Here is a 22,455-nt window from a genome sequence, read left to right on the forward strand (position 1 = left end):
AAAATTTCAAGAATAAGCGAAAAACGAAATGAAATTTCACTCCCTGATGGCAGTAGCTTTACTGCTTCTCGCATGCCACAGCGGCGCGGCGCTGGCTTCCAGCGCCGCCGCCGAGCCGGCCGCTCCCAAGCTCGAACCGGTGCAGGCTTTCACCTACCAGAACGGCGACCTGGTGCTCGACATCCAGGATGCCGCCGGTGCCGAGATCCTGCGCGCCGGCCTGGATTATTTTTTCCACGACGAGCACATCGCCACGGCCAACGAATACCCCCTCGGGCCGATCGAGGCGATTCCAGCGCAGGAAGGCGTGGAGCAGTCCGCCGAGGCGCCGCTCGAGCCAGCCCCGCTGTCCGAGCCGCTGTCGCTGACCCTGTTCGGCGCGGGCCTGGCCCTGTTGGGCTGGACGCGCCGCCTGGGCAGCCAGCCCGCCGCACGCACCTGGCGACAGCGCGCGGTACGTGCCCTGTGGCCCTGGCCGAGCCTGTCCTGGTTGGACTGAATCGGTAGGGTGGGCGGGTTCTCCGCCCACGCGGTGATCGGTAACTGCTCCGCTTTCGTACCAGATGATCTTGTTGCCACCTATCCCCGCGTGGGCGGAATCCGCCCACCCTACGCGTCGCGAGCGGGCAACTCCACCTGCGGTACCGGCGTTGCCTGGGCCGCGATGAATCCCTCCAGCGCGTGGGTCAGGTCGTCGACCACGCGCTTGCCCCACGCCTTCTCCATCAGCCGGTACTGGCGCTCGATCAGCGGCGCGATCTCGTCGAACAGCCCGTCGCCACGCGGCGCCAGGCTGACCATCACCCGGCGCGCGTCGACCGCCACCCGTTCGCGCCGCACCAGTCCGATCTCTTCCATGCGCGCCAGCACCCCGGCCATGCTCGGGCTCAGGATCTGGCACAGCTCGCACAACTCGCGCGGCTCGAGCTGGCCGTGCTCGTCCAGCGCGCGCAGGATACGCCATTGCTGCTCGGTCACGCCGAAGTGGTTCAGCACCGGACGGAAATGCGACATCAGCGCGTCGCGCGCTTTCAAAAGCTGCTGCGGCAGGTTACGGTGGGTGATACGGCGGGCCAAGGTGAACTCCAATCATCGGGCCAGCGAGCTTGACTGGCTAACATATTAGTGATTAACTTACGAACGTATTAGCGAATATCGGTGTTCGCTGACTCTATTGTGCGGCAAAGATCGTGATTATCCGAGACAGGCCATCCGGCCTCAAGCTGTTCCTGCTGCTGCGCGGTTCGATCCTCCCCCGGATCCTGCCTTCGCTGATCGTCAATGTCGCGATCGCCAGCCTGGTCACCTGGCTGCATGGCGCCCTGGGCGACGTCAAGATCACGCTTACTCCCATTCCCTTCACCCTGATCGGCCTGCCGCTCGCGATCTTCCTCGGCTTTCGCAACAACTCGGCCTACGACCGCTTCTGGGAAGGACGCAAGCTGTGGGGCGCGCTGCTGCTGCACAGCCGCAGCCTGGCGCGCCAGTGCCTCAGCCTGATCGACGGTCCCGATACCGCCCACATCCGCAACGGCATGCAGGACCTGCGGGTGCGCATGGTCCTGCGCGCCGGCGCCTTCTGCCACGCCCTGCGCGATGCGCTGCGCGGCCTGCCGCCTGACCCCGCACTGACTGGGCTCCTGCTCCCGGCGGAGCGCGAGGCAATGCAGCGGGCCCCGAACAAGCCCGACTACCTGATGCAGCGCATGGGCCAGGACCTGCGCCTCGGCCTCAAGGAGGGGCGCATCGAGGCCTGCCTGGCCGCGAACATCGACACCACCCTGTCGGCGATGACGGCCAGCGCCGCCGCCTGCGAGCGCATCAAGAGTACCCCGATCCCGTTCTCCTACACGCTGCTGCTGCACCGCACGGCCTACCTCTACTGCTTCCTGCTGCCCTTCGGCCTGGTCGACACCATCGGCTTCATGACGCCGCTCGTGGTGGCCATCGTGGCCTACACCTTCTTCGGCCTCGACGCCCTCGGCGACGAACTGGAAGAACCGTTCGGGCTGGAGCACAACGACCTGCCCCTGAACGCGATCTGCCGTGCGATCGAGATCGAGATGCGCGCCGCGCTTGGGGACGACGACCTGCCGCCGCCGCTGGCGCCGGTCGATTACTGCCTGACCTGAGAAACTAGGACCGCGCGCTCAGCCAGTCCAGCGCTTGAGGCGCTGCGGCAAGCACGGAGATATGGCCGTCGCCCTCGCGGCGCCACAGCTCGGCCGAGGAGCAATGCCGGGCCAGCCATTCGGCATGCCCGATTGGCGCGATGCGGTCTTGCTCGCCGTGCAGCAAGAGCACCGGCTGCGTCAGCTGCGCGCAGTCGAAGCCCCAGGGTGTCACATAAGCGATATCGTCGTCGACCAGTCCGGCAGGTCCCTTGGCCGTGGCTGGGCCGACCACGCTGTCGAACCAGGACCAGGGCCCGGACAGGGTGGCCCAGTCGGCGTCGATGAACATGGCGGCATCGAACTCGGGATTGGAGGACTCGTAGGCGGTCTTGGCCGCGCGGCCTGCGAGGGCGGCGCGCAGGCCCGCTTCGGCCGCCGGACGCATGCCGGCGAACCAGTCGAGGTCATTGGCATCAAAGGGTGCAAGACCGGCGACGCAGACCGCCGCCAGCACGCGTTCCGGGAGCAGGGCGGCGCAGGCCAGCGCATGCGGGCCGCCGCCGGAATGTCCCATCACGGCGAAGCGTGCGATTCCGAGCCGGTCCGCGATGCGCGCCACATCGTGGGCGGCCGAGGCCACGTCGCGCCCGGGGCGCTCGCTCGAGCCGCCGTAACCGGGGCGGTCGTAGCCGATCCAACGGATGTTCAGCCGCACCGCATCGTCGAACAGCGGCGCCGGCGGCGGACCAATGTTGGGCGTGCCATGCAGCCAGAACACGGCCAGTTCCGCGCCTGTGCACGGCCCCTGGTCATAAAAGTGCAGCGTGCGCCCGTCGTCCAGGGCCAGGTCCCCTTCCTGCATGCTCGCTCCCGTGCCGGAAGGGCAGGCGCCCATCCGGCGGTGATGTTGCGATTACTTCGACGCGGTGCGCGCCTTCCCGAACGGATCCCCCGCCTTCCAAGCCGGCGCCTTCGGCGAATCCGCCACCATGCGGCCCAGGTTCAGCGTGAACTGCGCCTGCTGCACCATGCCCGACAGGTCCCAGTTCGGATCGTATTCATCGTTCGCCTGGTGGTAGCGCGCGGCGTAGGCCTTGCGCTTGGCGCTGCTCGCTTCCACGTCCTTCACCCAGTCATGGCCCTGGCCCACCGAGAAGGCCGGCACACCTGCCTTGGCGAAGCTGAAGTGGTCGCTGCGGAAGTAGCCGCCGCCGAGGTCCGGTTTGCTCGGTGCAATCACCATGCCCATGCTCTTGGCGGTGGCGGCCGCCATCGCGCCCAGGTCGGTGCGCTCACTGCCCGGGGTGGAGACGTCCTTTACCAGTCCCACGAAGTTCAGGCTGTCGAGGTTCAGGTTGGCGACCGTTTTCTCCAGTGGCCACAGCGGCTTGGCGGCATAGGCGGCGCTGCCGAGCAGGCCCTGCTCCTCGGCCGCGACCCACAGGAACATCTGGCTGCGCTTGGCCGGGTTGCGCACGGCTTCCTGCGCCATCGCCAGCAGGGCGGCGGTGCCGGACGCGTTGTCGACGGCGCCATTGAAGATGGTGTCGCCCTCGGTACCCTGCTTGCCCATGTGGTCCCAGTGGGCGCTGTACACCACCAGCTCGTCCTTGAGCCTCGGGTCGGTGCCCGGCACCACGCCGGCCACGTTGAACTCGTTCAGGGTGCGTACTTCGGCGCGCGCCTCACCTTTTACGCGGGCGTTCAGGACCACCGGCTTGAAGTTCTTGTCTTCGGCGGCAGCGCGCAGCTGGTCGAGGTCCTGGCCGGCGGCGGCGAACAGCTTGCGCGCCGTGGCGTCGGTCATCCAGCCCTGCAGGCCGGTGCCCAGCTTGCCCTCGGCCAGCTGGAAGCGCTCGGCCGCGGCCCAGCTGTTCTGCACCACGCTCCAGCCATAGGAGGCCGAGGCGTCGGTGTGGATCAGCAGTACGCCGGCCGCACCCTGGCGCGCCGCTTCTTCGAGTTTATAGGTCCAGCGGCCATAGTAGGTGAGGCCCTCGCCGTTGAAGCGCTTCGGCTCCGCGGCGGTCGGCTTCGGATCGTTCACCATCATCACCAGCACCTTGCCCTTGAAGTCCTGGCCCTTGAAGTCGTCCCAGTCTTCTTCAGGCGCGCTAATGCCATAACCGACGAAGACCATCTCGGCATCCAGGGTGTGATCGGCTTTCGCATCACCCGGACCCCAGACCCAGTCGCTGCCGAACTGCAGCGGCAACGCCTGGCCGCCAGCCACCAGGCCGAGGTTGCTCTTCTGCGGCAGGGCGCGCACGCCGGCAATCTTGACCGGCTGGCGGAAACTGCCCTGGTTCGCCGGCTGCAGGCCGATCGCGGCGGCCTGGGTTTCGAGGTAGGTGACGGTCAGTTCGCCGCCACGCTGGCCGGTGCCGCGGCCTTCGACGGCGTCCGAGGCCAGGAAGGCGAGGTGGGCGCGCAGCGGCGCCTCCTTGACGGTGGCGGCTTGGGCTTTCGGCGAGGCGGCATGGGCCGGGTAGGCCAGCGCCAGGCTGCCTGCAAGGGCGGTAAGGACAACGGAGGAGACAATCTTGTGCATGGTTTCCTGCTGCGTGGTTGATGGGTCGGTGCACGGTGTGCATCGACCATTGTATGCCAAGCCATCAGTAAAACCACAACACATCCGAGGCCACCGTCATGCCCGTTCCCGGCATGCGCTTGGGGGCGCCGGGCGGCAGCAGGTGCTCCGGCAGGCCGGGCATGCGCTCTTCGACGATCACCGCCAGCACGTCGACGTCCGGGACGTCGATCGTGAAGCGCAGCAGCTGGTCTTCCATGCCATACAAGGACAGCGACCATGCGCTTTCCTTCGACGTCAGCGCGTGCCCGTTCAGCGTGGAGCGGTGCGGCTTGCTGCCGGCCGCCCACATCTCGATGTGCGGGGCGCGGTTCTTCGAGCGCAGCGTGAATTCCACCTGGCGCAGCTTGGGTTCCTGCTTCGGCTTGGCCAGGCGCGGACTGCGCAGGAGGAAGGCTTCCGGGAAGGCGATGTCATCAATCTTCGGCGCCACCGCATACCACTGGCGCGGGCTGTGCCAGCCGAATGCGTCGACGTTGATCGCCGGCCGCTCCAGGTTGGGGAACAGCTGCTTCGACCACGGGTCGAGCGCCTCGGGCGGCAGCAGCCACCAGGAACGCCAGCTGTTCATGTCCTTCAAATACACCAGGCGGTTCGGCGCAATGCTCGGGCGCTCCTGCAGCAGCGGCGTGGCGCTTTGGCCCGGCAGTGCCACGCAGGCGGCAAGCGCCAGCACCACGGCGCCGATCACCACGCGTCCGAGCGGCAGCAGCAGGAACAGGCTGGCGAAGCACAGCAGCATCATCGCGATCACCACCGCCGGCACGTACAGCCCCTGCGGCGCAAGTCCGGCCCAGGTGTCGCGCAACGCCGGCAGCATGAGCAGCAGCGCCGGCGCCAGGCCGGCGGCCAGGATCAGCAGGCGCAAGAGCGCGCGGTCTTGCGCCTGCGGCGCCTGCAGTGCGGTGAACGCCGCGAGCGCCGCGGTGAGCGGCCAGGCCAGCAGCCAGGCCGTGTCCGGCGCCTTGAGGAGAATGAGCAGCAGCGCCACGCTCAGCCAGGCCATCGCTCCCAGGAACACGGAAACGCCGCCGGCGAACCTGCGCAACAGGTACAGGGCGCCGATGAACAGGCCGCTGCCTGCCACCAGGAACACGATCGCCGGGCCGCTGTCCTGCAGCCGGGTCAGCGCGCTCAGTTCTTCGTGCCGTTCCCACAGCAGCATGCGCGCCGCCACCAGCAGCAAGGCGATGCCGAAGATCCCCTGCAACACCGGCGCCACGGTGTTGCCGCTGTCCACCAGCGCCCGGCGGTAGCCGCGCACCAGCATCAGCACGCACAGCGCGCCCAGGCCCCAGCCCAGGATGGCCGGATGCTGGACGCCGCCCGCCAGCGGCAGGGTGAACCAGGCGTGCGGCTGCGAGCCGCCCCGCGCCAGCGTCGCGTCGCCGTAGTGGCGCGCCAGGCGCAGCATGTTCTCGCCCAGGCGCGCCACCATGGCCGGATCCAGGCGCTCCACGCTGTCGAGGGTGCCCTCGGCGTCGAGGCGCCGGCCGGTGTTCACGAACAGCAGGATCGGGGCATCGATCGCGGCCAGGGGACCGATGCGCGGCGTGTCCGGCAGCATCTTGACCAGGCGCGCCATCAGCGAGGAGCCGTCGGCCCCAAGCGCCAGCGCCCGGCCGCGCAGGGCGCTGCTGCCGGCGCCGGCGGCGTCGTAGAGCGTCAAGGGACCGGCGCTGCCGGCGGCGTCGAACTTGAGCGTGAGCCCGACTTCGCGCGCCAGCGGGTGCTGTTCGGCGAATCCCTTGGCGCCCAGGCCGCCGACGTCTTCGCCATCCATGAACAGCAGCAGGATGTCGTTCGCATGCGCCGGGCCGTTCTTCAGGGCGCGCGCGGTCTCCAGCATGGCCGCGACCTGGCTCGCGCCGCGCGCGGCGCCCAGCGTGTTCTTGCCGCTGTCGTAGTGGGTCGCCAGCAGCAGCGCGGGACGGCGCAGGCGGTCGGCTGCGCTGCCAGGCAGGCGCACCACGATGTTGTGCACCAGGCCGATCGTCATGTGGACGTTGCCGCCCCAGTAGCGGATGCTGGACTTCTGGACGGTGGTGGTCTGCACCATCGGCGCCAGGCCCATGGCGCGCAGCTGCCCGACGATGTAGTCGCGCGCGGCGGCGTTCATGCTGGTGGCGATCGGACGGGGGCTGGCGGCCAGCTCGGACACGTGCCGCATCATGCCGTCGAGCGGGGGCGGTGCATCCTGGGCCGGCTGCGTGGGGCCGCGGACGGCGCTCCATGCCAGCAGGGCCAGCACGACGATGGCAAACAGGCCGGCCGCCAGCGCGGCCAGGCCGGGGGCGCGCGGCGGCGCCGTCGGTACTCCAGCGGTAGACATTCTCTCTCCTCTTGTTCGTATTGTTGTGGTGCTGCGGGTGTGGTCGGCGGCGTTCTCCTGATAACAGGCGAAAAAAAGCCCGCGATGGGTGCGGGCTAAAAAGGGACGGGGACGACTTATTCGAGTGTCCAGACGTAGGCGATCTGCCCCCAGCCTGCCTGGGCCGCGCCATTGCTCATGGCCGGCTTGAACTGGCACAGGCTCAGGGCGTTCAGCGCGGCGCGATCCAGTTCGCGGTGGCCGCTCGACTTCTGCACCTTGGCGTCCTGCACGCGGCCGTCGGTGCCGACCAGCAGCGCCAGGGTCACGGTGCCGGTGTCGCCGTTGCGCGCCGCATTGATCGGGTAGTCCGGCTTGGCGCAGCCGTCTGCATTGGCCAGCACCGCGCTGAACATCTGGCCGGGGTTGCTGTTGCTGGTCGCCGGCTCGGCGGGCGGCGCGTCGGTGTTGGAGGGTTGCGACTGTTCCGGCACCGGTTCTGCTTCGGTAGTGGCCTGCACCTGCTGTTCCACCGGGGGCGGCGGCACCTCGACTTCCGTCTTCGGCACCACGATCGGCGGCTTGACCGCCTTGGTCTGCGGCGTCGGCGGTTGTGCGGGCGGTGGAGGTGGGACTTGCGGCTGGACCCAGACCGTCACGTCGTCGAGCAGCTTCGGCAGGGTGAAGGTCTTGGCGTTCATCATGTTGACGACACCCAGGGCCACCAGCGCATGCAGGCCGGCGACGAGGGCGAACTTCCCGGCCTTGCCGCCGGTCCCATCGTTGAGTTGTGTGAAGTGCATGGCGATCTCCTCCTTGTTGTTACGTCCGGCAAGCGCATCGCAGGACTTTTTGCTTAGGGAAAGATGTGCATCTGACAGCTTATGGAATCAATATATGCTAGGTGCTAGCAATGTGTAAAGCGGTTTCTGAGCAGTTTTGCTTCCAGTTGTAAGAGAACTGGCGCCCAAAGGGAGTTTGGATGGGGTCTCGCGTCGCGCCCCGTTGTATGAAATAATCCTCTTGCAACCCGCATGCTTTCCGTCGCTTGGCACACATAGCTGCCACGGATTGGTAAGCAGATGTAAGCGGGTTATGTCAGCAGCCGAAAACAGGAGTGATACTGGTGTCCGAACAGAAAAAACCGATCCGCGTCATGCTTGCGGACGACCATCCGATCGTCATGACCGGGTTTGCCATGTCGCTGGAGGCGGCCGGCATGCAGGTAGTGGGACAGGCCAAGACCCCGAGCGAAGCGGTGGCCCTGTATGCGTCGCAGCAGCCCGACGTCGTGATCCTCGACATGCGCTTCGGGACCGAGCTGACCGGCCTCGATGCCGCCCAGAGCATCCTGAAGGACGATCCGAGCGCGCGCATCATCTTCCTCAGCCAGTTCGACCAGGACAGCCTGATCAAGGAAACCTACCGCATGGGCGCGCACGCCTTCGTGACCAAGGACTGCGATCCGTCCGACCTGGTCACCGCGGTGCGCCACGCGCACGACGGCAAGCTGTACTTCCTGCCGCAGATCGCGTCGCGCCTGGCCAGCATGGCGGTGCGCGGCGACGTCACGCCGCAGTCGCAGCTGGACGAGCGCGGGCTGGAGATCTTCAAGCTGATGGCCGAGGGCCTGACCAACGCGGAAATCGCCGAGAAGCTCGACCTGTCGACCAAGACCATCAGCAACGTCAGCCAGTCGATCAAGGAAAAGCTCGGCGTGCACCGCCAGGCCAACATCACCTTGCTGGCCGTGAAACACGGCCTGATCGAGCCTTGATTTTTTCGCGCACCCTGCGCACGGCCCTGGCCGCGCTCGCGCTGTGCATCGGCTCCACGGCTGGCGCGCAGTCGCCCAGGGACGACGAGATCATGGGCTACCGTTCCCAGATCATCACCGGCGACGACAGCGAAGTCACGCGCCGCATCGCCGAAGACCTGTATAAGCGCCTGCTGCCGACCTTCGCCGCCTTCCGCACCGAGCTGGCCCAGCGCCACCGCATGCTGTACGTCGCGATCGGCCCCACGGCCCTGCGCGACGCCATCTCGCGCCGCTGCGACTGCGTGGTCATCTCGGCCTTCACCTCGAGCCAGGTGTGGCGCTCGCTCACTTCCAGCCTGTCGCCGGGCCGCGCGGCGCGCTTCAGCGCCGTGTATGCCGAGCCGGCGCCGGCCGACCAGCTGCGCCTGGCCGCGCTGCTGTACGGGCGTCCGGCGCGCGTCGGCGCCATCCTCGGCCGCGAAACCGCCTTCCTGCGCCCGACGCTGGAGCCGGACGTCGACGTCCAGGCCTTCGCGCCCGGCGAAGACATCAACCACGTCCTGAACCAGATGACGCGCGCTGAGGCCCTGCTGGCGCTGCCCGACGGCGACGTCTACAACCCGGAAAACGTGCGCAACATCCTGCTCTCGACCTACCGCCGCAAGCAGGGCGTGATCGGCTTCTCGGCCGACATGGTGAAGGTGGGGGCGCTGGCCACGACCTATTCCGAAATCGAGGACATCAACACCCAGGTGGCCGAGGTCGCGGCCCATTACGTGGCCACCGGCGAGCTGGCGCCGCCACAGTTCCCGCACTACTTTCGCACCGTGGTCAACGAAGGCGTGGCGCGCTCGCTCGACCTGCGCGTGACGAAGGAAGCGCGCAGCTTCGCGCGCCTGCCTGCGCGCGCCGCCGCCATTCCCGACGCGGCAGCGCGCAGGCCATGAAGCTGCGATTCTGGCGCGGCTGGAGCATCGGCCGGCGCATGACCTTCATCACGATGCTGCCGGTGACCTTCCTGTTCACCTCCTTCGTGTGGTACTCGTATTATTCGCACCGCGCCCAGGTGGCCGAGGAACTGGCCGAACGCGGCCGCATCCTGGCGCGCGCGCTGGCCGAGACCAGCGAATACAACGTCATCTCGGGCAACCTGTCCGACCTGCGCCTGACCATCAACGGCCTGGTGCAGTCCGACAGCAGCATCTACCGCATCGAGGTGGTAGGCGTGGACGGCGCCCAGGCGGTGCGCGTCGATTCCGAATCGGCGATCGACGCCCAGCCGCACCACTACGAGGCGCCGATCAAGAAGCAGGTGGTGTGGATCAACCTGTTCACCGACAACGGCACGCCGCACGTGTCGGCCTCCAGCGACCTGCGTCCGCCCACGCTCACCACCGAGATCGTCGGCTGGGTGCGGGTGACGATGTCGCCCTCGAACATGATGGCCAAGCAGACCAGGCGCTTCCGCTTCGAACTCGGCATGGCGGCGCTGGCGCTGGCCGTCAGCGGCGTGCTGGCCTGGGTGCTGGCGCGCTCGCTCACGGTGCCGCTGCGCGACGCGATCGGCGCGCTCTCCCGCATCCGCAACGGCGACTACCGGGTGCAGCTGCCCGTGAATTCGGGCGGCGAGGTGGGCGAGCTGCAGTCGTCGATCGGCGAGATGTCCCTGGCCCTGGACGAATCCAAGCGCGACCTGGAAAACAAGGTGGCCGAGCGTACCCGCGACCTGCTGGCGTCGCGCAACGAGGCGCTGCGCGCCGACGCCGACAAGCGCAAGCTGATCCAGAAGGTGAACTCGATCATCGAGGACGAGCGCAAGAGCATCGCGGTCGAGATCCACGACGAACTGAACGCGTCCCTGATCGCCGCGCGCCTGGAAGCCCAGTCCATCGGCGCGCTGGCCGCCAAGGCGCCGCCGTCCACGGAAGTCGAGGAAATCGGCCGCAAGTCGCAGGCCATCACCAAGCTGGCCCTCGACCTGTACGCCAACGGCCGCCGCCTGGTGCGCCGCCTGCGCCCGGAAGTGCTCGACATGCTGGGCCTGCACGGCGCGGTGGAAGAGATGGTGCGCCACTACGACGGCAGCGCCGGCTGCAGCTTCGAGTTCCACGGCGAAGGCGACTTCTCGCGCCTGTCGAACGAGCTGGCGATTTCGGCCTACCGCATCGTGCAGGAAGCGCTGTCGAACGTCATGAAGCACGCCCAGGCGACGTCGGCCCAGGTACGCCTGGTGCTCGACGAAGGCGCGCAGACCCTGCGCATCGTGGTGGCCGACGACGGCAACGGCTTCGACCCGGCCAGCGCGTCGGAGGGCATCGGCATCATCGGCATGCGCGAGCGCGTCTACGGCGTGCACGGCGTGATGGACGTGCGCTCCAGCGTCGGCGGCGGCACCGTGGTGGCGATCACGCTGCCGCTGCAGGTGCCCGCTACGGTATCCTAAGCGTTTCGCTTCAACCCCACTATTCAAGCAATCATGGCTGACCAACTCCTCACGCCCTATGAACAGGGCAACCAGAACCAGACCACCACCCTGGCAGAATGCATCGCCTGGTACCAGGACCTCGTGCGCCGCTATCCGAACGTGCTGCGCTTCGAACAGGTGGGCGTCTCGGATGCGGGCGTGCCGATCCACGCCGGCGTGGTGAGCAGCGACGGTATGTTCGACCGTGAGCAGATCAAGGCAGCGCGCCGCCCGGTCTTCTTCAACAACAACGGCATCCACCCGGGCGAGCCGGAAGGCGTGGACAGCTGCATGGCCCTGGTGCGCGACTTCTGCACCCAGCCCGAGCGCCTGGCCGCGCTGGGTAAGACCGTGTTCCTGTTCGTCCCGCTGTACAACGTGGACGGCAGCCTGAATCGCGCCGACACCTCGCGCGTGAACCAGGACGGCCCCGAGCAGTTCGGTTTCCGCGGCATGAGCCGCCACCTCGACCTGAACCGCGACTTCATCAAGTGCGACAGCCTGACGGCGCAGGTATTCAACAAGCTGTTCACGGCCTGGGATCCGGACGTGATGGTCGACACCCACACCTCCAACGGCGCCGACTACAGCTACACCATGACGCTGATCCACACCCAGCCGGACAAGCTGGGCGGAGAGCTGGGCGAGTTCCTGCGTTCGACCATGCTGCCGGCGATGTACGCCGGCATGGAACAGCGCGGCTGGCCGACCTGCCCCTATGTGAATCCGGTCAAGGACAGCCCGGACCACGGTATCGCCGACTTCCTCGAGACCCCGCGCTTCTCGACCGGCTACGCGGCCCTGCACCACACGATCGGCTTCATGCCCGAAACCCACATGCTCAAGCCCTTCAAGGACCGCTACGACTCGATGCGCGCCCTGGTCGAGACCGCGCTCGCGTTCACGGTGCAGAACGCGGAGCAGATCCAGGCGCTACGCCAGGCCGCCAAGGCGGCTGGCCGCACGCGCCGCGAATGGCCGATCCACTGGGCCATGGACGAAGCCAATCCCGACAGCTTCCGCTTCAAGGGTTACGAAGCCAAGTACAAGCCGAGCGTGCTGGGCGCCTACACCCGCCTGTGGTACGACCGTAGCAGCCCGTGGGAGCGCGACATCGCCTGGTACAACCGCTTCCCGGCCGACCTGAGCGTGCCGGCGCCGCGCGCCTACGTGGTGCCGCAGCAGTGGCGCGAGGCGATCGAGCGCCTGCAGTGGAACGGCGTGCGCATGGAGCGCGTCGACGTTGATCGCGTGCAGGAGGTGGACTACTACCACATCGTGTCCGCCACTCCGCGCCCGAACGCCTACGAAGGCCACATGTTCCACGACGACGTGGTGCTGGAAAAGCGCCGCGGCCAGGTCCACCTGCGCGCTGGCGACTACATCGTGCCGCTCGACCAGGACAATGCGCGCTACGCGGTCGAGACCCTGGAACCGCTGGGCCACGACAGCTTCTTCCGCTGGGGTTTCTTCAACAGCGTGCTGGAGAAGAAGGAAGCGTATTCGGACTACGTGTTCGAAGACCACGCGGCGGAACTGCTGAACGACGAGCCGGCTCTGGCCGCCAAGTTCGAGGCGTGGAAGGAGGCCAATCCTGCGCTGCTGTCGAATCAGGAGGCGGTGCTGGACTTCATCTTCGCCAACTGCGAGCGCTATCGCGAGCCGGAGTGGCGCCGTTATCCGGTGTTCATGATTGTGTGAGAACGACCGGCGAGGTTCTGCCCGGGAACCTCAAGACTGTCGCCCCGGCGAAGGCCGGGGCCCAAGTTCAGGAGCCGAGGCTCAGGCCTGATATTTAGACACGGCCCCGCCGTATGCAGTTTCCGTTTGAGGCGCCTTTGCTGCCCCCGTCGGATACCAGCGCTCCCGCAGCCGCATGAACGGCGTCTCCACCACCCGATACAGCACCCACCCGCCCAGGACCCCGGCCCCCATGACCGCAGCAATGGTCAAGGGCGCGCCCGGATCGATGCCGCGTTCCAGCAGCTCCGGACGCAACGCCATGAACACCGGCTTGTGCACCAGGTAGACCGCATACGACCACAGCGCCAGGCTGGCCGCGCCGGGAATGCGCAGGCGGTACAGGAGCGAGCCGGGGCTGAGCGCGGCGCAGGTCAGCAGGGCGAAGCTGGCAGCCACCAGCGAGAACCCGAAGGTCGATGCCATGAAGGCGTTCGGCGCCTCGTTCATCACCCCGTACAGGACCGCGGCCGCCAGTGCCAGGCCGGCCGCCAGCAGCGCGTTCCCATGGCGCAGGATGCGGGCGAAGGCGGCGGGATGGAAGTTCTTCAGCATGGCGATGGCCACGCCCGGCAGCAGTTCGTCGAAGCGGCAGAAGCTCGAGTAGTACACCGGCGCCGCGAACACGTCCTTGCCGTCCATGAAGGCCATGCCGCGCGCCATCATGCCGGCGCCGACCGCGGCAAGCAGGGCGCACCAGAGCAGGCGCGGCGAACGTGAACTGCCGACCAGCGCCAGCACTGCCAGCGGCAGGACCAGGTAGAACTGCTCCTCGATGCACAGCGACCATGAGTGCGTGAAGGTCTCGCCGTAGTTCAGGCCGAAGTTCTGGGTGAAGGTCAGATAGCGCCAGACCGGCGCCATGTCCTTGCCGGCAATCGGGCTGTCCGGCAGCAGGAGGTAGACGGCCAGCACCGCATAGTAGTTCGGCAAGGTGCGCAGCAGGCGCTTTGCGAAGAAGGCTTTCACGTCGAGGCTCTCGCCGCGCGCGGCGGGCGCCAGCAGCTGGTTGCCGATCAGATAGCCGCTCAGCACGAAGAACAGGTCGACGCCGGCCCAGCCGATGCTGCCGATGAAGCCGAAGGTGGGCGCCTGGCTGACGAAGCCGTGGTAGTGGGACATCAGCACCAGCGCGATGGCGAGCGCGCGCAGGGTATCCAGCCCGGCGAGCCGGGCGGGTTTCGATTCGAAGTGCATCATGCGGATTTCTTGTTAAGGTGGTGTAGTGCTTCCGCCAGGGCGGGCATATAGGTGCGGCTGGCGCGCAGCACGCTGCCGTCGCGCAGGCGCAGCAGGGCGTCGCGGTTGGTGAGGGCGCGCAGCTCGGCGATCATGTCCAGCCGCACGATGGTCGAGCGGTGCACGCGGTGGAACTGGCGCGGATCGAGTTGCATGGCCAGGTTGTGCAGGCGTTCGCGCACCAGCCAGGTCTTGCCGTTCGCATGCAAGGTAGCGTAGTCGCCGTCGGCCTCGATGCGCTCGACATCCGCCACCGGCACCAGCACCGTGCGTGCACCGACACGCACGCTGAAGCTGCGCACCGGCGGCGTGGCCGGTGCTGCCGCACGGCCCTGGCCGCGGTAGGGAAACGCCTGTTGTGCGCGGTCCAGGGCTTCGTCCAGGCGTTCGTCGTCGACGGGCTTGAGCAGGTAATCGAGGGCGGCCAGGTCGAAGGCTTGCAGGGCGAAGTTGTCGTAGGCGGTCAGGAGGATCGCCATCGGCCGCTGCCCAGGAGGCAGGGCGGACAGCACTTCAATCCCGGTCTTGCCCGGCATCTCGACGTCGACGAAGGCCAGGTCGGGGCGCAGCGCCGCGATGCCCTCATGGGCGCTGTTGCCGTCGCCGAATTCCCCCACCAGCTCGAAGCCGCTGCGCCCCGCCAGCCGGAGCTTGACCGCCAGCCTGGCCAGCGGTTCGTCGTCGACGATGACCACCCGGATGCTCATGCCGCCGCCTCCATGCGGCGCAGCGGCAGGGCGATGCGCACGCCGAAGCGGCCATCAGGTCCCCATCCGGCGTCGACGTTTTGATCGTTGCCGTATAGGTGGCGCATGCGTTCCCGCACGTTGGCCAGGCCGATGCCGCTCCCCGCCTGCGTCGCCGGCTGCCCGTCGTTCTGCACCTCGACCACCAGCTGCTTCCCGACACGCTCGACACGGATGTCGAGCCGTCCGGGGGCGGCCAGCGGTGCGATGCCGTGGCGGATCGCATTCTCCACCAGCGGCTGCAGCACGAGGTAGGGCACGATGCTGTCCAGCAGGTCGGGACCGGCCTTCATGCTCAGGCGCAGGCGCTCGCCAAGCCGTGCCTTTTCGATCTCGAGGTAGGCATCCAGCAGGGCCAGTTCTTCCGCCAGCGAATGCTCGTGGCGGCCGTCGTGGGCGAGGGTGGCGCGCAGGAACTCGGACACGCAGCCGAGCATGCGATTGGCCTCGCGGTTGGACTGGTTCGACACCAGCGCCGAGATCGCGTTCAGGGAGTTGAACAGGAAGTGCGGGTTGACCTGCAGGCGCAGCGCGCGCAGTTCGGCGTCGCGCGCCGCGGCCTGCGCCTGGGCCAGATGCAGGCGCACCTGTTGCAGCGACAGGTAATAGCCTGCCACCGCATGCACTGCACAGAACGAGATCAAGGCCAGCCAGCAGCCGTCCAGTCCCTCGGCGAGTTCATTCCAGTGGTAGGCCTTTATCTTCCCGAGCGAGATCGCAAGGCTCTGTCCCAGCACGGCGTTCACGATCGACATCGCGTAGGTGGATGCCAGGAGCACCAGCGTCATCCGCAGCCAGGGCCACTCGCGGCGCCACATCGCCCGTTGCAGCAGCGTCAGCGGAATCAGCCACGCCAGGCAGGCGACGAAGTACAGCGTACGGAAGGCGGCGGCATTTTCGTAATGGAAGACGGGCAGCCCGAGGATGGCCATGCAGGCGCAGACCGGCAGTGCGGCCAGCACGGGGACGAGCAGGGGCGTTTCGACTTTCACGCTGGCTTCCGGAATGGTGGTATGAAGATTCTAGCTTGTCAGTCGCCCATCGAGAACAGCATCGAGCTGATCTTCCAGCCGTCTTCCGCGCGCACCATCTGCCAGCTCTCGCTGCCGCGGTTGGTCACCTTGCCGGCGATGAGGAAGTCGAAGTCGAACCACACTGAAGCCACGGTGCCGTTGGTGTCGATGCGCACGTTGTAGAAGCGTTCCTCGACCGGCTGGTCCGACGTCTGAATGAAGTCGGCGAACTTCTTCCAGCTCGAGGGGAACACCTTGCGTGCCTTCGGGTTGCGCGCCTTGACCTTCTCCCAGGCCGCCGCGTCAGGCACCGACAGCCAGCTGTCATGGTCCTGCAGGAACAGGCTCCCCAAGGTCTTGCCGTCGCGGGCAATGATGGCGGCCTTGAATTGCTCGACGACGGCGTTGATCGCCGCCACGTCGGCGGCGCGATCGGCGGCACGGGCCGGGCTGGCCAGGGATAGTAGAAGCAGGATGGAGGAAAGTAGAACGCGCATGGCGGCTCCCGGGGTTGGAAAGCCCTCACCTTAGATAGGCGCCGGACAGCGGTCCAGCGGAATGCGCCGAGCCGTGCATGCCGTGCGGCGGGGCGGTGATGAACATCCGGCGCGCATAAAAAAGACCGGGGCAAGCCCCGGTCTCTTGTCTGCTCAGGCAGCGTTTACCTGGTCTCGGCGATCCACTTGTCCACCTTCGCCTCCAGCACCGCCAGCGGCAGCGTGCCTTCGCCCAGCACGATGGCGTGGAAGGTCGGCAGGCTGAACTTGTCGCCGAGCGCGGCTTCCGCCCGCTTGCGCAGTTCGATGATCTTCAGCGATCCGATCTTGTAGCCCAGCGCCTGGCCCGGCCACACCATGTAGCGCTCGATCTGCGCCCGTGCTTCCGCTTCCGAGTAGCCCAGCGTGTCCTGGAAATACTTAATGGCCTGGTTACGGCTCCAGCCCTTGGCGTGCAGGCCGGTATCGACCACCAGGCGCGCTGCGCGCAGCATCTCGTCGTTCAGGTGGCCGAAATAATCTTCCGGCTTCTCGAACAGGCCCATCTCCTTGCCCAGGGTCTCGGCGTACAGCGCCCAGCCCTCGGTGAAGGCGTTGTTGCCGCCGAACTTGCGGAAGTTCGGCAGGCCCAGTTCCTGCACCAGCGCGATGTGGAAGTGGTGGCCCGGCTGGCCTTCATGCAGGTAGAGCGTGACCATGCCCGTGCTGCCGTACAGCTTCGGATCGTTCACCACCGACCAGAACACGCCCGGCCGCGAGCCGTCGGCCGCCGGCGGGGTGTAGTGGTCCGAGGCGGAGGCGCGCGTCAGTTCCGGCTCCAGGCGCAGGTCGAGCGGCGCCTTCGGCCGCAAGGTGAACAGGGCCGGCAGCTTGTCGCGCACCTTCGCATCGAGCTCGCGGAAGACGTCGATCACCTGCTGGTCCGACGTAAACGGCTTGTACTTCGGCTGTTCCGACACCCAGCGCGGCAGGCCGGCGGCCGGGCCGGTATAGCCCATCTTCGGGCCGGTGACGGCGTACTCGCCCTGGATGCGCGCCACTTCCTTCAGGCCGATCTCGTGGATCTGGTCGGGCGTGAGATCGGTGGTGGTCATTGCCGCCACGCGCGCCGCGTACCAGGCGGCGCCGCCGGGCAGGGCGTTCCAGCCGGCACTGGTGCGCGTCTTCGGCAGGTAATCCTTCTCCAGGTAGGTCGCCAGGCGCCTGAGGGCTGGATTCAGTTTGTTGCCGATGGTCTTGCGGTAAGCCCGCTGCAGGCTGCGCTTCTCGCTCGCCGTGAACTTGGCCGGCATGTTCTTGATCGGCGTGTAGAAGATGCTGTCTTCCGTCTTGCTCGCGACCAGCTGCTTGAACTGGGGCAGGGCGGACTGCATCGGCTCGCGCGGCTGCACCACGCCGCGCTTGACGCCTTCGCGCATGTTGGTGATCGACTGGTCGATGTGCGGCACCAGCTGGGCCAGGCGGCTCAGGTAGGCGCGGTAGTCGCGCACCGTGGTCAAAGGCTGGGCGCCCTGGCCGCCGGCGTAGTTCGCCAGGATCACCGGCATGCTGACCATTTGGTCGATCGGGATCAGGTGTTCCGGATAGGCAGCCAGGCGCAGCGCGCTGTCCAGTTCGAACTTGAGGATGTCGTAGCTGGTCTGGTCGCGGCTGCCCAGGCGATCACGCGGGATGGTCGATAAACGCTGGAGGAAGCTGCGGTAGCGCGCGAACTGCTGCTGGCGGATCTTCGGCGAGATCGACAGGCCCAGCTTGTCGTTGAAGCGGTTGTCGCCGTTCTCGGTGGCCCATACCGGTTCGAAGCGCGCCAGCGATTCGTAGTACTCATCGGCCAGGGTGTTGATCGCCCGGCTTTCCTGGGTGGCTGCCGCGGACGCGGGCTTGGGCGCGTCCGGCTGGGCGGCCACTGCCGGGCCGCAGGCGAGCAGCGTGGCCGCGGCCAGAGCGGCTAGCTTGAAACATGCTTTCATCGTGTTTCCTTGTGAATCAATAGCTGGCGAGCGGCGTTAGCGCGCCGTTCTTGAAGGTATAGACGGTGACCGTGGTCTTCTTGAGGTTGCCCTTCGGGTCGTAGCCATAGCTGCCGACCACGCCCTGGTAGCTGATCGCGTGCATGGCGGCGCCGACCTTGGCGGCATCGACCGAATTGGCCGACTTCATGGCCTGGGCGATGAATTTGGTCTGGTCGTAGAAGGACGGGGCATACACGTCCGGGTCGCGCTTGAAGCGCGCCTTGTAGGCATTGATGAAGGCCTGGCCGCCCGGCTGCTTGGCGACGATGGCGCCGGCCTGGGCGCAGCGCACGTTCTCGCCGACGGCGCTGCCGCCGAGCTTCGCCATCTCCGGGCTGCACAGGGTGTCGCCGCCCAGCAGCGGCACGTTCAGTCCGAGCGCCTTCATCTGGCGCGCCATCGGCGCGGCTTGCGGCGCATAGCCGCCGAAGAACACCGCGTCGACGCGCTTGGCTTTCAGGGCGGTGAGGATGGCGGCGAAGTCGGTCGCCTTGTCGGTGGTGTATTCGTGGCCGGCGACCTTCATGCCATTGGTCTGGGCCTGGCGCTTGAATTCCATCGCGATGCCCTGGCCGAAGGCGGTGCGGTCGTCGATCACGCCGACGTTCTTCACCTTGAGTTCCTTGGCCGCGTAGCTTGCGACCGAGCCGCCCACCTGGGTGTCGCTGGCGACGATGCGGAACACGGTCGGGTAGCCGGACTGGGTGATCTTGGGATTGGTGCCGACGGTCGACATCAGGATGCCGTTGTCGTTGTAGACGCGCGAAGCGGGGATCGCCACCCCGGAGTTGTACGGGCCGAGCACGAACTTCACCTTGGCGTCGGCGAACTTCTGCGCCACGGTGACGCCCTGTTTCGGGTCGCCCTGGTCGTCTTCGGACTGCAGCTCGAAGCGGATGGTATTGCCGCCGACCTGGATCTTCTGGGTGTTGAGTTCTTCGATGGCGAGGCGCACGCCGTTCTCGTTGTCCTTGCCGGCGAAGGCATTCGCGCCCGACAGCGGGCCGCTGACGCCGATCTTGACGACTTGTTCGGCGGCGTTGGCGTGGATAGCAAGCAGCGCGGCCAGCGCCAGCGGCGCCATGTGCAGTTTGGATGGCATTCCCTGAGTCTCCGTGATGTTCAACGGACGCCATCATCGCATGAAAGCCGCCGCCGGTTAAGCGGCCGCGCGTGCCGACAGGATTACGCAGGCAGCCCGTGCGAAATCAGCTCCAGCGGCAGCGCGGTGGTGCACTTGATCTGCTCCATCGAGAAGGCCGAAGACACGCCGGTCAGGCGCGCGGTCTTGATCAGCTTCTTGTAGAAGCGGTCGTAGCCGGCGATGTCGGTGGTGACCACCTTCAGCAGGTAGTCGACGTCGCCGCTCATGCGGTGGAACTCGAGCACTTCCGGCAGCGCCTGCACCGCGGCGGCGAAGCGCGCCAGCCATTTTTCGTCGTGCTCGCTGGTGCTCACGCTGACGAAGACGGTGACGGGCAGGCCGACCTTGTCGCGGTTGACGATGCTGACCCGGCTTTCGATATAGCCCTCTTCCTCCAGGCGCTTGACGCGCTTCCAGCAAGGGGTGCTGGACAGGCCGACCTTTTCGCTGAGGCCGGAAATGGAGAGGGTGGCGTCTGCCTGCAATGCGGCAAGAATAGCGCAATCAAACTTGTCGAGTGAGTTCATTTTCCTGATATCGATATATCGAGAATATATATGCCAATGCAGCGCCATAAAGCGCAGAAATTAGGATATGTTTACCGGCGCGACTCCGTAACATATTCACTAACAATAACACGATCCGCAGCAACTAATTACTTTTTTGTAATTATCTTTATGAGCACTGAACTCTACCTCGACGCCAACGCCACTTCGCCCGTCCTGCCGGCCGCCATCAATGCAGCCCTGGCGGCGATGGGCGCCTGCTTCGGCAATCCGAGCAGCAGCCACGCCTGCGGCCTGCGCGCCAAGGCGCTGCTCGACGCCACCCGCGCCAGCGCGCGCCGGGTACTGGGGGCGGCCAGCGGCCGGGTGATGTTCACCAGCGGCGCCACCGAAGGCATCCAGACCGCAGTGCTGTCGGCGCTGTGCGCGCTGCGTGAGCGGCGCCGGCGCGGCGAAGCCTGCGGCGACCTGCTGCTCTATGGCGCCACCGAGCACAAGGCCGTGCCGGAAAGCCTGGCGCACTGGAACCGCCTGCTCGGCACCGACCTGGAGCTGCGCGCGCTGCCGGTCGACGCCGACGGCCGCCACCGCCTCGACGTGCTGCGCGAACTGGCGCCGCGCGCGGCCTTTGTCTGCACCATGGCCGCCAACAACGAGACCGGCGTCGTGTCCGACCTCGATGGCATCGCGCGCGTGCTGGCGGAGAGCGGCAGCCCGGCCCTGTGGATGGTCGACTGCGTGCAGGCCCTCGGCAAGCTGCCGCTGCAGCTCGACGCCACCCGCATCGACTACGCACCCTTCTCGGGCCACAAGCTGTATGCGCCGAAAGGCATCGGCCTGCTGTACGTGCGCGAGGGCGCGCCGTACACCCCTCTGATGTGCGGCGGCGGCCAGGAAGCCGGCCAGCGCTCCGGCACCGAGAACATGGCCGGCATCGCCGCCCTGGGCGCGGTGCTCGCCGCCTTGGAAGCAGGGGATACCTTCCGCACCCACGCCCAGCTGCGCAGCTTCCGCGAGCGCCTGGTGGCCGCACTGCGCGACGCCTTTCCCACCCTGGTGTTCAACGCACCGCTGGAAGGATCGCTGCCGACCACGCTGAATTTCTCGGTGCCCGGCATGAGCAGCAAGGAACTGCTCGACCTGTTCGACGCCGCCGGCGTGCGCGTCAGCGCCGGTTCCGCGTGTTCGGCCGCCAAGGCGGCGCCGAGCTATGTGCTGGATGCGATGGGCGTGCCGCTCGAGCGCAGCGCCTCGGCGGTGCGCCTCTCCTTCGGCCCGCTGGCGGACGACGCCTTCATCGAATCCGCCTGCGCGCGCATCCTGCACTGCGGCCGCGCGCTGGCCAACGCGCGTCCGGACGCGCGCCTGCAGCAGCTCGAATCGCAGGGCGCCAGCGGCTGGCTGTTGTTCGGCGACGACGGGCGCCACTGTATCGCCATCGATCCTCCCGCCGCGCAGGCGGCGCGCATCGCCGCCGACCTGCGCGCGCGTGATTGTGGCCTGCTGGCCTGTTTCGACACCAGCCATGGCGCCGGCGGCGCCGATGCCCTGGCCGAGCTGCTGGACGCGACGCCGGGCTGGCCGGGCGGGGCGCAGCAGGTCGTATTGCAGGGGCGGGCACTGGATGCGATCGCGTTTGGCGAGGACGTGCTGGCCAAGGATGGCGATGCGTATCTGCTGGGCCGCCCGGAGAACGGCGTGCTGGCGCCAGGCGCGGTGCGCTTCGTGTTTGGGGCCGCGCCAGGCGACGCCGGATTGGAGGCCGCCCTCTGCTGCGACCGTGTCGGCGAACCGGCCGTGTCGCGCCCCGGCGCCGATCCGCTGCCGATGGATGGCATCGACCTGGATCCGACCTCCGCCGCCGCCTACCTGGCGGCCCACCCGGACGCGCTACTGGTGGACGTGCGCGAGCTGCCGGAACACGCCGCGGCCGCCGCCCAGCTGCGTGGGCGCAGCGCCCACAATGTGCCGCTGTCGCAGCTGGCCGGCCAGGCGGCCCACTGGCTGCGCGAACCGCGTCCGCTGGTGTTCGTCTGCCGCAGCGGCAACCGCAGCGCACGCGCCGCGCGCCTGCTGCGCCGCCTTGGCCATGCCCAGGCCTGGCACGTCGCGGGCGGGCTGGCGCTGGCAAACTGACCTCTCATACCGTAGGGTAGGCGGGTCTTCCCGCCCACGCGGTCAGCTGACACGAGATCTGCCGCCGCGATTGCGCAATCGATAACGATCACCGCGTGGGCGGGGGACCCGCCCACCCTACAGCTGATCCCGTATCTTTCGCCTGTGTACGCCACCGCACAGTGGCTGCCGCCGGCATCTTCTA

19 protein-coding genes are annotated in these 22,455 nt (G+C 67.4%); 7 read left to right on the forward strand and 12 right to left on the reverse strand.

Going from position 1 to position 22,455, the window contains the following annotated elements; translation table 11 throughout:
* Window positions 1-46: 46 nt before the first annotated feature.
* Complete coding sequence (locus LK539_RS22600; RefSeq protein WP_227803324.1) at window positions 47-499, forward strand: hypothetical protein; 453 nt, start codon at window positions 47-49, stop codon at window positions 497-499.
* Window positions 500-609: 110 nt separating this feature from the next.
* On the opposite strand, the gene hpaR is transcribed toward LK539_RS22600, so the two are convergent.
* Window positions 610-1,077 (reverse strand): homoprotocatechuate degradation operon regulator HpaR, encoded by a 468-nt coding sequence (gene hpaR / locus LK539_RS22605; protein ID WP_227803325.1) that lies wholly within the window; start codon window positions 1,075-1,077, stop codon window positions 610-612.
* A gap of 113 nt (window positions 1,078-1,190) precedes the next feature.
* Here hpaR and LK539_RS22610 point away from each other — a divergent pair, with 113 nt between their 5' ends.
* A complete protein-coding gene (locus LK539_RS22610; RefSeq protein ID WP_227803326.1) occupies window positions 1,191-2,132 on the forward strand; it encodes a bestrophin family protein in 942 nt (313 codons plus the stop codon).
* A gap of 4 nt (window positions 2,133-2,136) precedes the next feature.
* Here LK539_RS22610 and LK539_RS22615 read toward each other — a convergent pair whose 3' ends face one another.
* The 4 genes from LK539_RS22615 to LK539_RS22630 all read right to left on the reverse strand — a co-directional run bounded on the left by LK539_RS22615 (window position 2,137) and on the right by LK539_RS22630 (window position 7,818).
* Complete coding sequence (locus tag LK539_RS22615) at window positions 2,137-2,976, reverse strand: alpha/beta fold hydrolase (protein WP_227803327.1); 840 nt, start codon at window positions 2,974-2,976, stop codon at window positions 2,137-2,139.
* A gap of 51 nt (window positions 2,977-3,027) precedes the next feature.
* Window positions 3,028-4,665, reverse strand: coding sequence for a M28 family peptidase (locus tag LK539_RS22620; RefSeq protein ID WP_227803328.1), 1,638 nt, complete (start codon window positions 4,663-4,665; stop codon window positions 3,028-3,030).
* A gap of 64 nt (window positions 4,666-4,729) precedes the next feature.
* Window positions 4,730-7,036, reverse strand: coding sequence for a M28 family peptidase (locus LK539_RS22625; protein WP_227803329.1), 2,307 nt, complete (start codon window positions 7,034-7,036; stop codon window positions 4,730-4,732).
* Window positions 7,037-7,152: 116 nt separating this feature from the next.
* A complete protein-coding gene (locus tag LK539_RS22630; RefSeq protein WP_227803330.1) occupies window positions 7,153-7,818 on the reverse strand; it encodes an energy transducer TonB in 666 nt (221 codons plus the stop codon).
* A 323-nt stretch (window positions 7,819-8,141) separates the two neighbouring features.
* Between LK539_RS22630 and LK539_RS22635 the strand changes: the two genes are divergently transcribed.
* Genes LK539_RS22635 through LK539_RS22650 form a run of 4 tightly spaced genes read left to right on the forward strand, consistent with a single transcriptional unit; the run spans window position 8,142 to window position 12,939 of the window.
* Window positions 8,142-8,792 carry a response regulator gene (locus tag LK539_RS22635; protein WP_227803331.1) on the forward strand — a complete coding sequence of 217 codons (651 nt, stop codon included), beginning with the start codon at window positions 8,142-8,144 and terminating at the stop codon, window positions 8,790-8,792.
* The gene (locus tag LK539_RS22640; protein ID WP_227803332.1) at window positions 8,789-9,721 is read left to right on the forward strand and encodes a hypothetical protein; all 933 of its coding nucleotides are present in this window, start codon (window positions 8,789-8,791) and stop codon (window positions 9,719-9,721) included. The genes LK539_RS22635 and LK539_RS22640 overlap by 4 nt, the downstream gene beginning before the upstream one ends.
* Window positions 9,718-11,217, forward strand: a complete 1,500-nt coding sequence (locus LK539_RS22645; RefSeq protein ID WP_227803333.1) for a sensor histidine kinase — start codon at window positions 9,718-9,720, stop codon at window positions 11,215-11,217. Before LK539_RS22640 ends, LK539_RS22645 begins: the two co-directional genes overlap by 4 nt.
* 33 nt (window positions 11,218-11,250) lie before the next feature.
* On the forward strand, window positions 11,251-12,939 hold the full coding sequence (locus tag LK539_RS22650) for a M14 family zinc carboxypeptidase (RefSeq protein WP_227803334.1): 1,689 nt from the start codon (window positions 11,251-11,253) through the stop codon (window positions 12,937-12,939).
* 81 nt (window positions 12,940-13,020) lie between these two features.
* Here the strand turns inward: LK539_RS22650 and LK539_RS22655 are convergent, their stop codons facing one another.
* From LK539_RS22655 to LK539_RS22685, 7 genes are all read right to left on the reverse strand, one after another.
* On the reverse strand, window positions 13,021-14,178 hold the full coding sequence (locus tag LK539_RS22655) for an acyltransferase (protein ID WP_227803335.1): 1,158 nt from the start codon (window positions 14,176-14,178) through the stop codon (window positions 13,021-13,023).
* Window positions 14,175-14,924 carry a LytTR family DNA-binding domain-containing protein gene (locus LK539_RS22660; RefSeq protein WP_227803336.1) on the reverse strand — a complete coding sequence of 250 codons (750 nt, stop codon included), beginning with the start codon at window positions 14,922-14,924 and terminating at the stop codon, window positions 14,175-14,177. Before LK539_RS22660 ends, LK539_RS22655 begins: the two co-directional genes overlap by 4 nt.
* Window positions 14,921-15,955, reverse strand: coding sequence for a histidine kinase (locus LK539_RS22665; RefSeq protein ID WP_227803337.1), 1,035 nt, complete (start codon window positions 15,953-15,955; stop codon window positions 14,921-14,923). Before LK539_RS22665 ends, LK539_RS22660 begins: the two co-directional genes overlap by 4 nt.
* A gap of 38 nt (window positions 15,956-15,993) precedes the next feature.
* Window positions 15,994-16,473, reverse strand: coding sequence for a nuclear transport factor 2 family protein (locus LK539_RS22670; RefSeq protein ID WP_227803338.1), 480 nt, complete (start codon window positions 16,471-16,473; stop codon window positions 15,994-15,996).
* 164 nt (window positions 16,474-16,637) lie between these two features.
* The gene (locus LK539_RS22675) at window positions 16,638-18,443 is read right to left on the reverse strand and encodes a DUF885 family protein (RefSeq protein ID WP_227803339.1); all 1,806 of its coding nucleotides are present in this window, start codon (window positions 18,441-18,443) and stop codon (window positions 16,638-16,640) included.
* Between the two features lie 16 nt (window positions 18,444-18,459).
* On the reverse strand, window positions 18,460-19,587 hold the full coding sequence (locus tag LK539_RS22680) for a branched-chain amino acid ABC transporter substrate-binding protein (protein WP_227803340.1): 1,128 nt from the start codon (window positions 19,585-19,587) through the stop codon (window positions 18,460-18,462).
* 83 nt (window positions 19,588-19,670) lie between these two features.
* Window positions 19,671-20,156, reverse strand: coding sequence for an Lrp/AsnC family transcriptional regulator (locus tag LK539_RS22685; protein ID WP_227803341.1), 486 nt, complete (start codon window positions 20,154-20,156; stop codon window positions 19,671-19,673).
* Window positions 20,157-20,306: 150 nt separating this feature from the next.
* Here LK539_RS22685 and LK539_RS22690 point away from each other — a divergent pair, with 150 nt between their 5' ends.
* The gene (locus tag LK539_RS22690; RefSeq protein ID WP_227803342.1) at window positions 20,307-22,271 is read left to right on the forward strand and encodes an aminotransferase class V-fold PLP-dependent enzyme; all 1,965 of its coding nucleotides are present in this window, start codon (window positions 20,307-20,309) and stop codon (window positions 22,269-22,271) included.
* The last annotated feature ends 184 nt before the right edge of the window (window positions 22,272-22,455 follow it).

This window comes from Massilia sp. IC2-476, assembly GCF_020707295.1.
In the GTDB taxonomy this organism is placed as follows: Bacteria; Pseudomonadota; Gammaproteobacteria; order Burkholderiales; family Burkholderiaceae_D; genus Telluria.